This window comes from Marinococcus halophilus (genome assembly GCF_900166605.1).
GTDB lineage: Bacteria > Bacillota > Bacilli > Bacillales > Marinococcaceae > Marinococcus > Marinococcus halophilus.
The window spans coordinates 103,003-115,843 of the sequence record NZ_FVZD01000004.1 but is presented as its reverse complement, the minus strand read 5'-3'; the positions used below and the strand labels follow the sequence as shown (position 1 = coordinate 115,843).

13 protein-coding genes are annotated in these 12,841 nt (G+C 48.3%); 5 read left to right on the top strand and 8 right to left on the bottom strand.

Translation table 11 applies throughout. The annotated features are described in order from the left end of the window. Positions 1–109: 109 nt before the first annotated feature. The 3 genes from exaC to B5066_RS01710 all read left to right on the top strand — a co-directional run bounded on the left by exaC (position 110) and on the right by B5066_RS01710 (position 2,761). Positions 110–1,633, top strand: coding sequence for an acetaldehyde dehydrogenase ExaC (exaC, locus tag B5066_RS01720; protein ID WP_079474235.1), 1,524 nt, complete (start codon positions 110–112; stop codon positions 1,631–1,633). A 40-nt stretch (positions 1,634–1,673) separates the two neighbouring features. Beyond that, positions 1,674–2,045, top strand: coding sequence for a DUF779 domain-containing protein (locus tag B5066_RS01715; protein ID WP_079474234.1), 372 nt, complete (start codon positions 1,674–1,676; stop codon positions 2,043–2,045). Positions 2,046–2,188: 143 nt separating this feature from the next. After that, positions 2,189–2,761 (top strand): GNAT family N-acetyltransferase, encoded by a 573-nt coding sequence (locus tag B5066_RS01710; protein ID WP_079474233.1) that lies wholly within the window; start codon positions 2,189–2,191, stop codon positions 2,759–2,761. Between the two features lie 28 nt (positions 2,762–2,789). Here the strand turns inward: B5066_RS01710 and B5066_RS01705 are convergent, their stop codons facing one another. From B5066_RS01705 to B5066_RS16545, 3 genes are all read right to left on the bottom strand, one after another. Beyond that, positions 2,790–3,677 (bottom strand): diacylglycerol kinase, encoded by an 888-nt coding sequence (locus B5066_RS01705; RefSeq protein WP_079474232.1) that lies wholly within the window; start codon positions 3,675–3,677, stop codon positions 2,790–2,792. A gap of 117 nt (positions 3,678–3,794) precedes the next feature. Then, positions 3,795–4,730, bottom strand: a complete 936-nt coding sequence (locus B5066_RS01700) for a helix-turn-helix domain-containing protein (protein WP_079474231.1) — start codon at positions 4,728–4,730, stop codon at positions 3,795–3,797. Between the two features lie 70 nt (positions 4,731–4,800). Continuing rightward, entirely contained in the window at positions 4,801–5,067 is a 267-nt protein-coding gene (locus tag B5066_RS16545) for a hypothetical protein (protein WP_143745377.1), read from the bottom strand. A 103-nt stretch (positions 5,068–5,170) separates the two neighbouring features. Here B5066_RS16545 and B5066_RS01695 point away from each other — a divergent pair, with 103 nt between their 5' ends. Together B5066_RS01695 and B5066_RS01690 are read left to right on the top strand one after the other, a co-directional pair. Then, a complete protein-coding gene (locus B5066_RS01695; protein ID WP_079474230.1) occupies positions 5,171–5,482 on the top strand; it encodes a hypothetical protein in 312 nt (103 codons plus the stop codon). Between the two features lie 73 nt (positions 5,483–5,555). After that, positions 5,556–6,146, top strand: coding sequence for a GNAT family N-acetyltransferase (locus B5066_RS01690; RefSeq protein ID WP_079474229.1), 591 nt, complete (start codon positions 5,556–5,558; stop codon positions 6,144–6,146). An 18-nt stretch (positions 6,147–6,164) separates the two neighbouring features. Here the strand turns inward: B5066_RS01690 and gatB are convergent, their stop codons facing one another. From gatB to ligA, 5 genes are all read right to left on the bottom strand, one after another. Further along, on the bottom strand, positions 6,165–7,601 hold the full coding sequence (gene gatB, locus B5066_RS01685) for an Asp-tRNA(Asn)/Glu-tRNA(Gln) amidotransferase subunit GatB (RefSeq protein ID WP_079474228.1): 1,437 nt from the start codon (positions 7,599–7,601) through the stop codon (positions 6,165–6,167). A 16-nt stretch (positions 7,602–7,617) separates the two neighbouring features. Continuing rightward, complete coding sequence (gene gatA, locus B5066_RS01680; RefSeq protein WP_079474227.1) at positions 7,618–9,075, bottom strand: Asp-tRNA(Asn)/Glu-tRNA(Gln) amidotransferase subunit GatA; 1,458 nt, start codon at positions 9,073–9,075, stop codon at positions 7,618–7,620. Positions 9,076–9,092: 17 nt separating this feature from the next. After that, complete coding sequence (gatC, locus tag B5066_RS01675) at positions 9,093–9,383, bottom strand: Asp-tRNA(Asn)/Glu-tRNA(Gln) amidotransferase subunit GatC (RefSeq protein ID WP_079474226.1); 291 nt, start codon at positions 9,381–9,383, stop codon at positions 9,093–9,095. A gap of 110 nt (positions 9,384–9,493) precedes the next feature. Beyond that, complete coding sequence (locus B5066_RS01670; RefSeq protein WP_143745376.1) at positions 9,494–10,699, bottom strand: CamS family sex pheromone protein; 1,206 nt, start codon at positions 10,697–10,699, stop codon at positions 9,494–9,496. A 138-nt stretch (positions 10,700–10,837) separates the two neighbouring features. After that, positions 10,838–12,841 carry an NAD-dependent DNA ligase LigA gene (gene ligA / locus B5066_RS01665; RefSeq protein WP_079474224.1) on the bottom strand — a complete coding sequence of 668 codons (2,004 nt, stop codon included), beginning with the start codon at positions 12,839–12,841 and terminating at the stop codon, positions 10,838–10,840.

Sequence of the window (12,841 nt, the reverse complement as noted above, 5' to 3'; positions counted from 1 at the left end):
GGCGGGTTTTTTTTTTTTAAACTTCTATATTTTCATTATTTTTAATTGGTGCTATAATGAACTTGTGTAAACGTTTCCAATTTTTCTCTAATACGAAGGAGGATTTTGCATGAGATACGATGCACCAAACACCCCTGAAAGCCTGGTACATTTTAAAAACAAGTATGACAACTTTATTGGAGGCGAATACAGGGCGCCGGCCCAGGGCGAATATTTCGACAATGTCAGCCCGGTCACCGGTACCGTTTTCTGCCAGGTCGCCCGGTCAACGAAAGAGGACGTTGACGCGGCTGTAGCGGCAGCAAATAAAGCAAAAGAAGCCTGGGGCAAGACCTCGACTACAGAACGTTCCAATATTTTAAATAAAATGGCGAACCGGATGGAAGAAAACCTTGAAATGCTTGCGGTTGCCGAGACCTGGGAAAATGGTAAAGCGGTACGTGAAACGCTGAATGCTGATATACCGCTTGCTATCGACCACCTGCGCTACTTTGCGGGCGTCATCCGTGCCCAGGAAGGAACAATTGGCCAAATTGACGATGATACAGTAGCTTATCATTTTCACGAGCCGCTTGGCGTCGTCGGGCAGATTATTCCTTGGAACTTTCCAATCCTTATGGGCATTTGGAAAATCGCTCCTGCCCTAGCTGCCGGGAACTGCATTGTGCTGAAACCAGCCGAGCAGACGCCTGCTTCGATTTATAAGGTACTCGAGCTGGTCGAAGATCTTCTTCCGCCGGGGGTACTGAATGTAGTCAGCGGGTTCGGGGTCGAAGCCGGTAAGCCGCTCGCCCAGCATGAAGGCATCGACAAAGTGGCATTCACTGGTGAAACAACCACCGGCCGCCTGATCATGCAGTACGCGTCAGAGAACATTATTCCAGTAACGCTTGAGCTCGGCGGCAAATCACCGAACATTTTCTTCGAAGATGTGATGGCCGAAGACGACTCGTATCTCGACAAAGCGATCGAAGGGTTCGTAATGTTTGCTTTAAATCAGGGGGAAGTGTGCACGTGTCCGTCCCGTGCCCTCATTCAGGAATCCATCTATGACAAATTTATCGAGCGTGCCATTGAACGCGTCAAAGCCATCAATGTCGGCCATCCGCTTGATACTGACACTATGATGGGAGCCCAGGCTTCCAAGGAACAGCTGGATAAAATCCTTTCGTATTTGGATATTGGGAAACAGGAAGGCGCAGAAGTGCTCGTTGGAGGCGAAGCGGCCCAGGTGGACGACGAAGACCGTTCGCAGGGATATTACGTGCAGCCGACCATATTTAAAGGAAACAACAAAATGCGCGTATTTCAGGAGGAAATCTTTGGCCCGGTATTGAGTGTGACTACCTTTAAAACAAAGGAAGAAGCCATGGAAATCGCCAATGATACGCTATATGGCCTCGGCGCAGGCGTCTGGTCCCGGGACATAAACACCGCGTACCGGTTCGGGCGTGCTCTCCAGGCCGGCCGCGTATGGACCAATTGCTTCCATGATTACCCGGCACACGCAGCGTTTGGCGGCTATAAGAAATCAGGTATCGGCCGGGAGAACCATAAAATGATGCTCGACCATTATCAGCAGACGAAAAACCTTCTGGTCAGCTACAGCGAACAGCCTAAAGGGTTCTTTTAAGCATCCGGCGGCCAGGAGCATTTAAAAAGGAGGAAGTGTTATGGCAGTAGAGCGTGTAACCGCTACTGACGCTGCCCTTGAACTGATCAACAAGCTGACGAAAAGACACGGCCCGTTAATGTTTCACCAGTCCGGTGGCTGCTGCGACGGCAGCGCCCCGATGTGTTACCCGGAGGGCGATTTTAAAACCGGTAACAGCGACATGTATATGGGCGATATTGGCGGCGCTCCGTTTTATATGTCGAAGGATCAGTTTGAATACTGGAAGCACACGCAGCTGATTATAGACGTTGTCGATGGCCGGGGCGGGATGTTTTCCCTTGAAGGACCGGAAGGCAAACGATTCTTGACCCGCTCGCGGGTGTTTTCTGAAGAAGAACGCACAGAGCTTGAACAAAATTCTCCTGTTTAACCATTGAGGCATTCTGTATTTGCGCAGAATGCCTTTTTTCTGCTTTCTGTGCCTATTGTCATTTCGGGCATTTCTTATTATTCTATAATTAACAAAGAAATAAGCACCGTTTGAGGGCGCGCTACAGTAAAGGATGAAGGCCTATGCATCATTCATCAACATCACCTTTTAGACCCTTCCCCACCCTGGAGACGTCAAGGCTTCGCCTCCGGGCCCTGCGTTATTCAGATCTTGAGGATATTTACGAATATGCTTCTAATCCACTTGTCTCCCGTAACGTTTTATGGGATGCCCACAGAAGCCGCGGGGAGACAAAGGATTTTTTAAATATCACGATGAACTCCTACAAGTACGGCGACCGGGCGCCGTTTGGCATCGAACGCAAGGATTCCGGGAAAGTGATAGGCACCATCGATTTTGTTCATTGGGATCGCGGTCATTCTAACGGAGAAATTGGCTATACGCTTTCCCCGGACCATTGGAATCAGGGGTTTGGCTCGGAGGCAGCCCGGGAAATTATCCGCTTCGGCTTTGAAGCCATGGGCCTGCACCGTATTGAAGCCCGGTGCTTCATTGAAAATACCGCTTCAGCCAAAGTTATGGAAAAAGTCGGCATGGTGCACGAAGGCACACTGCGCCGGTCGCTGTTGATTCAGGGCGAACGACGGGACGTAATGATCTACGCTATTTTAAAATCAGAGTGGAAAAATAATTAAAACAGCCGGCGATGCGGCTGTTTTTTATTTATGGGCAGAACAGTTCGATATGCTGATGTAAATTTTCAAACGATGTCGGCAGGTGACCGCCGTATTCCCCATCAAGATTCAGCTGCATATCCCCCCGTGCTTCAATGTGAAGCTGTTTTGCTTTAAAGTATTTAATCTTTGGATTTTCCAGATGCTTTCCGCGCACGGCCTGGCGCAACAGCTGGCTGAATTCAAACATGGTCATTTTCTGTACGATCAATACGTCAAAATAGCCGTCATTGTACTCTGCCTGCGGCAGCAGCTTTTCAAACCCGCCGACGGAATTAGTGTTGGATACGAGAAACATTGTGATTTCTTCTTCAAGGACTTTTCCGTCATATTTAACGGTTGTCATTTGCGGTTGCAGCGACCAAAACTTTTCAAACCCTTTAATAAAATACGCGGCCTGCCCAAGGGCTGTTTTCAGCCCCTTTGGTGTATCATAGGTAAGTTCTGTCAGTTTTCCGCCTGCGGCAATATTAATAAAATACGACCCGTTCGCTTTTCCTACATCGATTCCCTGAGTACGCCCGCGCGCGACCACATCACAAACAGTTTTCATTTCTTTTCCCTGCAGACCCAGTGCCCGCGCAAAATCATTTGTCGTGCCGGCGGGAATGAGCCCTACTTTAGGCCGCCACTCCTGTTCGGCGATCCCGTTAATGACTTCAAAAATAGTGCCGTCCCCGCCCGCTGCAATTACTGCTTCGAATCTGTCCTCTGAAGCACGCCGCGCCTCAGCCCGGGCATCCCCTTCCCCCCGGGTCATGAAGGCCGAGGTCTCGTAACCGGCCTGCTCCATTCGGTCTAAAATATAAGGCACCTGCCGTTCCATCTGCTCTCTGCCGGACGTTGGGTTGTAGATCACCCTCGCTCGTTTTCGCATATTATAACCCCTATTACATCGAAGATTTCATTTCAATTTGAATCATATATAAAAGCACTATCTTTGGCCGTTATTGTTACACACGTCACTAATTAATTGTATACTATTGTTGATTCATTAAACAGTCGCGGCTGTAGGATCGATGTTTTTCGGTTTAAACTTGGAGTGTTGTGCAAAGGTAGCCCTTTGAAATCGCAGGTAATTTTCTTCTATAAAATCATAAAACATCTTTTGCCCTTTATCTTTTAAGATAAACATCGACTTCTCCATGCACCGCAAAGCCTTTTTATATTCACCCATATAAAATAAAGCTACGCCCTTTTGATAATATAGTTCACCCAATAGATATACTGATTCTATGTCATATATATAAGTTAATCCTTCATTTGCTATTTCTAGACTTTTTTCAAACTGCATGGCTTTAGAATATACGATACACAAATTCATATAAATTTTTGTTTTGGAAGTATCCCATTGCGCCACTGGAATTTTTGTATATAGAACGAGGGCCTTATTAAAATAATAAATGGCGTCTTCATATTCGTTCATGTCCATATAAACTGTGCCAATATTTATATAAATACCAATATCTTCTTCCGTAATACTTAAAGCACCCGTATCTACATCCAAGGCTAATTGTAATAATTCCAGAGATTCTTCTTTTTCAAATGTTAATTTAGAGTGGCAGGCTGCTCTTTTCCATAACAAATATTTAAGGTGAACAGGCTTTCGAAACAGCGGGTTTTTTAGTTCCTGTCTAATGATTTTCATTGCTTCTTCTAATTCATATATACGCACCAATTTATCAATTTTATCTTTCGTCTCTTGTATATAGTTAAATCGGGGTGCTTCATGATCTTCAAAAAAATAGCTGATTTTCACTCCCAGTTTTATTGACATTTGATGGAGAATTTCTGCGGTCGGCTGCATTTCTCCCCGTTCAATCTTGGAAACAGCTCTTTGAGAACAAATATTTTCAGCCAGTTCTCTTTGACTAACCTCGTAGTACTGTCTTAAATCCTTTAATTTTTTCCCTATATTTGCTTCTTTCATATAACCACCTTTTAAGAACTATAGTTCTCATTATCTTTGATTTTACCACAATTCCAGAGCTTTCTCCTAATTATTGTGCGATGATCGCTTTAGGCGCCCAAAGATATTTTTGTTCGTATATGTCATAATACATATAGAAAATAATTACAGAGTTTCTTGTAGGAGGGTTGTTTTCAGTGAAAGCTAATTTAATTAAATTGACTGTAGCTATAGGGTTAGTAACGATGGCTGGCGCTGCTGGCGATTTCCAGTTACTAGTTAACTTGCCAGGAATAATGTAATTATTTTTAAATAAGTGCAAACCGTCACCCTCGACACGTTTCACACCATTAACCAAGCTTACCCCTGTTATATTTTTTGTATCCCTTGCAGTTTAGCTGGCAGGGGATTCTTTTTTATTACTTAATCACTGATCATTCATCGACATAGGAGGAGCAGCCATGCATCGGGATCAACAGATTGCTTACTTTGTAGATCAATTCTTGTACCAGTTGGATCGCGCGGATGAACCAGCCGAGCTTTCCCATCTCCGCGACCGTGTATTTACCCAGGGCGCCCGCATCGATACCCGCCTTCCTTATATTGAAATGATGGGAACACTCTGGCACAAGCATCCCCCAATTTTTCAGGAGGCACTTGAGGAAGACCCTGTCTGCTACGGGCTTTTAGTTGATATGTTTCAGCATATTTCCCCAAACCAGTTCGTTTATATGCGCTGGCGGCTGCGAGAATGGGCCAGGCTTTCCGCATGATTAGAAAATGGGTTACATTTGGTAGAATATCGGGAAAATAACCTCCACCTATAGTTTTCGGAGGGGATAACAAATGGCTGAGTTCACCGTGGATTCTCAAGTATACCTTCGTCCATTTAAGGAACAGGATGCTCCCGATTACCTGCAGCTCGTCGAGGAGAATCGTTCTTACTTACGGCACTGGCTCCCCTGGGTCGATAAGACACGAGAACTGCGCGACGTGCTCCGCTTTTTCGAATACCGTGCTAAGCTCGCCCGCCGCGGCTCTTCCTATACGTTTGGCATCTGGTATGAAGGCAGCCTTGCCGGCGCGATCAGCTTCAATCACGTGTACCGGCTCACCCGGCGCACCGTCATCGGCTACTGGCTGGCCGCTTCGTTTCAGGGCAGAGGCATTATGACCCGTGCCGTACAGACATTAACCGATTACGCGTTCCGGGACATTCATCTCCGGCGGGTAGATATCTGCGTAGCTCCGGATAACCAGCCCAGCCGTTCGATTCCCGAGCGTCTCGGTTTCGAAAAATACAAATATGTACGTAATGCTGAATGGCTGTATGATCATTACGTGGACCACGTTGTTTATACCATGCGTTCACGCTTTTGGTTTCCCGCTATCCTCGATGCCGGGATAGAGCCTACAACAAAAACCCCGCAGTTTTAGCTGCGGGGTTTTTCCTCGTTAGCGCTGTTCCATGCCTTCAAGAATTAAAGAGTTCACCATCTGCGGGTTGGCTTTTCCTTTCGTTTCTTTCATCACCTGGCCGACTAAGAAGCCGAGCGCTTTATCTTTTCCGTTTTTATAGTCTTCAATCGACTGCGGGTTATTATCTAGTATGCCGTCGACTACCTGCTTGAGCTCTCCTTCATCGGAGATCTGCATGAGCCCTTTGTCTTTTACGATCTGTTCCGGATCGCCACCCTGTTCCATCACATCAGCAAAAACCTGCTTGGCGATTTTGCTTGAAATGGTACCTTTTTCAATGAGCTCAATCAGCTTGGCGAGCGACTGCGGCGTAAGCGCCGTTTCTTCGATATCCATATCGTTATTGTTTAAATACCCGCTCACCTCGCCCATCAGCCAGTTGGCTGTAAGCTTGCTGTCCGCTCCGGCATTAACGGTTTCCTGGAAAAAGTCCGCGATTGCTTTGGACTGTACCAGCACCGATGCGTCATATTCGGAAAGACCGAAGTCCTCAATGTAACGCTTCTTCCGCGCGTCCGGCAGCTCGGGAATTAGTGAACGGATTCGTGATTTCCAGTCTTCATTAATATAGTAAGTGACCAGGTCCGGCTCCGGGAAGTAACGGTAATCATCCGAGCCTTCTTTGATACGCATCAGAATCGTTTCTTTTTTCGCGTCATCCCACCGGCGCGTTTCCTGCAGTACTTCCCCGCCAGCAAGCAGTTCTTTTTCCTGGCGTTCTTCTTCAAACGCCAGCCCTTTTTGCACGTTTGTAAACGAGTTCAAGTTTTTCAATTCGGTTTTCGTACCGAATTCCTGCTGCCCTGCCGGACGGATAGAAATATTTGCATCACACCGGAGAGAACCTTCTTCCATTTTGCAGTCGGAAACGTCCGTGTATTGCAGGATCGCTTTTAGTTTTTCCAAATAAGCGTATCCTTCCTCCGGGGTCGTAATATCCGGCTCGGATACAATTTCGATTAGCGGCGTGCCGACACGGTTAAAGTCGACGAGAGAGTGCCCGCCGTCTTCGTCGTGCGTCAGCTTCCCTGCGTCTTCTTCCATATGAATGCGGGTGATACCGATACGTTTTGGCCCGTTTTCTTCTGTTTCAATATCAATCCATCCGTTCTCTCCAATTGGCTGGTCAAATTGGGAGATTTGGTAGGCTTTTGGATTGTCGGGATAAAAATAGTTTTTCCGGTCGAATTTCGTTTCTCCGGCAATATCGCAGTTCATTGCGAGCGCTGCTTTCATGGCGAAGTTCACTGCCTGCTCATTCAAAACCGGCAGCACTCCCGGGTGGCCCAGACAGACCGGGCAAGTATGCGTGTTCGGAGGAGCACCAAATTCAGTTGAGCAGTTACAGAAAATTTTTGTATTTGTTTTTAACTCTGCATGGACTTCGAGTCCAATGATTGTTTCAAAGTTCATGATCCTGGTTCCTCCCCTATAATTCCGGTCTGGCTTTATGGTGTTCAGTTGCCTGCTCAAATGCATGGGCAACTGTATAAATTGTTTCTTCGGCAAACGGCTTGGCTATAATCTGCAGGCCGACCGGCATGTTATCCGAGAAGCCGCACGGAACAGAGATAGCCGGGATACCAGCCAGGTTTACCGGAATAGTCAAAATGTCGTTGGCGTACATGGTGAGCGGGTCATCGAGCTGTTCTCCGAGCTTAAACGCGGTCGTTGGCGCTGTCGGACCGACGATAACGTCATAATCAGCAAATACTTTTTCGAAGTCCCGGCGGATCAGCGTCCGCACCTGTTGAGCTTTCTTATAGTACGCGTCGTAATAACCTGCGCTCAGCGCGAATGTGCCGAGCATAATCCGGCGCTTCACTTCCTCACCGAATCCTTTGCTGCGGGTTTCTTTATACATTTCCACCAGGTCTTTTGCATTTTCATCGCGGACACCGTAACGGACGCCGTCAAAGCGGGCCAGGTTGGCTGAGGCCTCTGAAGAAGCGATTAAATAGTAGGCAGCAACCGCGTATTTCGAATGCGGAAGAGAAACTTCTTCCCATACAGCGCCCTGCTGCTCCAGAACTTTCAGCGCTTCAAGCACCCGCTGTTTGACGCCTTCATCCACGCCTTCTCCGATGTATTCGGACGGCACCCCAATTTTCAGGCCTTTGACATCCTTGCCAAGTGCTTCTAAATAATCCGGCACCTGCACATCTGCAGAGGTTGAGTCGTTTTCCGAATGGCCGGCAATCTGCTGCAATACATAAGCATTATCTTCCACCGAACGGGTAATCGGCCCAATCTGGTCCAGAGAAGAAGCAAAAGCAACGAGACCGTACCGGGATACGCGCCCGTAGGTTGGCTTTAACCCGACAACTCCGCAGTAGGAGGCAGGCTCGCGGATGGATCCGCCTGTATCAGACCCTAACGAAAACAGCACTTCGCCGGCTGCCACAGAGGCTGCCGAACCACCGCTCGAACCGCCTGGAACGTAATCGGTATTCCACGGGTTTCTCGTTTCCTGCATGCCGGAGTTTTCCGTCGAGGACCCCATGGCGAATTCGTCCATGTTCAGCTTCCCGATGGTTACCGTCTCTGCCTCTCCAAGCTTATCCATCACGGTCGCATTATGAACCGGTTCGAAGTTTGCAAGCAGCTGGCTTGCACACGTAGTACGCAGATCCTCAGTAATAATATTGTCTTTAATTCCTGCCGGCAGGCCGAATAAAAACGGTACCTCGCCGCCGTTTTGTATCTGCTTGTCGAGCTTTTCTGCCTGGTCGAGTGCCCGTTCTTCATTCAGTGTCAAAAACGCTTTTACGTCTGCATCCACTTCACGGATACGGGCAAATGAAGCTTTTACCAATTCGGCGACTGTTACTTCCTGATTTTTTATCTTTGTATGTAACGACGCTACACTTTCTTCCAAAATGGACATACGTTATCTCCCTTCTTTTACTCCAGCACGGATGGTACTTTGACCTGGCCGTCTTTTTGTTCCGGAGCATTTTTTAATGCTTCCTCCCGGTCAAGCGATGGTTGAATGGTGTCTTCACGCAGGACATTGTGAATATCCAGTACGTGGGATGTCGGCTCCACGTCACTCGTATCAAGTTCATCGAGCTGTTCAGCAAATCCAATGATCGCATCAAGCTCTTCAGTCAGCTTTTCCACATTCTCATCTGAAACAGAAAGTCGTGCCAGATGGGCCACATGCTCCACGTCTTCTTTTGAAATATGAGCCATTAATTTCTCCTCCTTTAAATGCTTCTGTCGTTCTTCTGTCGTGACAATACTCTGATCATATCAAAGAAAAAGGAAAGCGGGCAACTGTGCCCACTTCCCGCGTTCACAAATTATTCATTGTATACGTGAACGTACATATCTTCTCCCGGCTCTTTAGTAATTAACGCTTCCTGGCCGGCTGAGGAATTAATATTCACTTCTACTTCCAGGCTGCTTGGGAAAATGTCTTCCACTTTATCCGCTACGTGCTGGGTAAAGGCGATGATTTCTGTTTTGCTGTAAAATTGAATCGGGATATCAACCCTCATGCTGTCGAGTTCGCCATTGACGTAATGCCCCTCGCCGACAACCCCGACCGTCTCAGCAAAAAAGGTGTTCACTTCGTTCGAAAATTCATTAAACATTTCCGAATCAGAACGGTTGTTTTCCTCTGCCTCCGAGGAAGGGAACAGGTAGTTTGATTCATTCAGCTCGTTCCAGTTTCCAGGCTCCTGCCCCGGCTCTGCCATCCCGGTGGCAATAAATGTACCCGGGACGCTTGAATCCCTTGGCGCCTCCTGGAAGACAGTAAACATAATCGGAACTTCTTCGATCCGATCTGCATTTTCGCGATCATTGTTCCGCAGACGTTCGGTAATTTCCCCCGCAATACGCTTGGCATCCTCGAGGGCATTTTCCTCACTGATGGATTCCTCAAGCCACGGACCGTATGTACCGTCTTCATATTCTTCGCGGAAGTAATATGTTTCGTTCATAGACAGCCCAATAACAATGCCGCCGAGCTCAAGGCTGCCGTTGCTTCCTTCTTCCATATAGTTATGCTCAAGCAGGTTGGACATGGTTCTCGGCTGGCCGCGTTCGCGCTCCTCAAACCCATCACCCTCACTTCCGGCAAGCGGCGGGTTCAGTCCGCTCGGCCTTGTCGTTGACTGTCCGTCTTCTTTTTCTCCCTCCCGGAGCAGCCAGTTGTTTAATTCATCACGTTTAATGATCTGGCCTTCCCGGAAGTAATAGTTGTCCTGGCTGAATTCTTCCGAGGCAAGCTCCTGCATGCCAATTTCCATCCGCTCAAGGTCAAAGCGGTTATAAACAACGGCACTACTGAGCCCGCGTGATTCACCGGTAACGTATTCCCCGTCATCGGTGAGTACAGCCCGGTAGTACTCATCCAAACTGGGAATACCGGCGCTTAGTGATAAATCTTCTTCTGATTCCGGCTGGGAGTCCTCTGTTTCCGACTCCCCCCCGCCAAACAACCCGCATCCTGACAATGCAAACACGGAAGCAGCTATAACAAGGCCGGCTCTTTTCCGCATGATATCATTTCCTCCATTCCCGGCGTTTCCTTGCAGAAGTTTTTCCCTCTTTTCTGCATCCAGAGGTTTACATTTTTTCTTTTCACTTTCTATCTTAGAAGGTATGGCCGAGTGAAACAAGCTACTTTTATCTTCTTTTTATTCTCTTGTCTGTTCAATCAGCTGCTGCTCGTTCCAGATTGTGACATCCAGCTCTCTCGCTTTTTCCAATTTAGAGCCGGCTTCTTCTCCTGCCACTACGATATCAGTGTTACTGCTGACGCTGCCGGTGACTTTACCACCTAACGCTTCAATGCGTGCTTTAGCATCCTTTCGGGCCAGCTCCTGGAGTTTTCCGGTAAGGACCACTGTTTTCCCACTAAATACTGTATCTGTCGCCTGTTCTGATTTCCGCGGACCTTTGTATTCCATATTCAGTCCGAGCCGGCGCAGCTCTTCAAGCAGTTCCGAAACATTGTCCTGTTCAAAATAACTGACGATGGAATCAGCTACCTTCTCGCCGATGTCATAAATAGCGAGCAGTTGTTCTTTATCCGCCTGTTCAAGCGCCTCCATCGTACCGAACTCCTCGGCCAGGGTCCGGGCTGCTTTGGAGCCAACAAACCGGATCCCAAGGCCGAACAGTAAACGCTCCAGCGAATTTTCCTTGGACGCTTCAATGGCGTTCAGCAGATTATCAACGGATTTTTGCCCCATCCGCTCAAGCTCGAGCAGTTCGTCCCGGTCAAGCTTATAGATGTCTTCAATACCAGACACTAATTGGTGCGAAAACAACTGTTGGATTACTTTCTCCCCGAGGCCATCAATATTCATCGCTCCCCGGGAAACAAAATGAATCAGCGCTTCCTGCAGTTGGGCCGGGCAATTAGGGTTGATGCAGCGAAGAGCCACCTCCTCCTCGAGGCGCACGAGTTCTGTCCCGCAGGAAGGGCATTCCGTCGGCATTTCAAACTCCTGTTCATCGCCCTCCCGGAGTTCTGTCAGCACCCGTACAACCTCCGGGATAATATCTCCGGCTTTTTTGACGACGATCTGATCGCCAAGCTTGATTCCTTTTTCCCGGATCAGGTCTTCGTTATGGAGTGACGCCCGCTGCACCGTCGTCCCCGCCACTTGAACCGGTGTCAGTTTCGCCGTCGGAGTTACAACGCCGGTACGTCCAACGCTCAAAATAATATCCTCAAGTGTGGTCACTTTTTCTTCCGCCGGGAATTTATATGCTGTTGCCCAGCGCGGGCTTTTGGCCGTAAAGCCAAGATCCTCCCGTTGTCCCAGGTCGTCCACCTTAATTACAACACCGTCAATTTCATAGGAAAGCCCGTTGCGATTTTCCGTCCAGTAGTCCACGAACTCCAGCACTTCTTCAATGGTCCGGCATTTTTTGGTTTCCGGATTTACTTTGAACCCGAGCTGATCCATATAATCAAGCGACTCGGCGTGCGTATTCACATCCAGTTCATCATCATTGCCAGCGCCGTAAAGAAAGATATCCAGGTTCCGTTTAGCCGCAATTTTCGGATCAAGCTGCCGGAGCGACCCCGCAGCTGCGTTGCGTGGATTCGCAAACGGTTCTTCACCATTTTTTTCTTTGTCTTCATTCAAGCTGAGAAACGAGCGTTCAGGCATAAACACTTCCCCGCGCACTTCAATATCCACTGCCTCGTCAAGACGCAGAGGAATCGCCCGGACGGTTTTCAGATTATGGGTGATATCTTCCCCGGTAGTGCCGTCACCCCGGGTAGCCCCAAGAACGAATTGGCCGTCTTCATAGGAAAGCGACACTGCCAGGCCGTCGATTTTCAATTCACACACATACTCTACATTATCGCCGGTTACCTGGCGCCCCCGCCGGTCAAAGTCCCGGACATCCTGTTCATTAAACACGTTACCGAGGCTCAACATCGGAATCCGGTGCTGCACCTTGCGAAACCCCTCCAGAGGGGCCCCGCCAACCCGAACCGTTGGAGAGTCGGGAGCCTGCAGATCCGGAAAATCATTTTCAAGCTGGATCAGCTCCTGCAGGCGTTCATCGTATTCCGCATCCGGCACGATCGGATCGTCTTTCACATAGTAATAATAGCCGTATTTATCCAATAGCTGGCGGAGTTTTTCCACGCGTTCTTCTGCTTGTTTTCTCTCCAT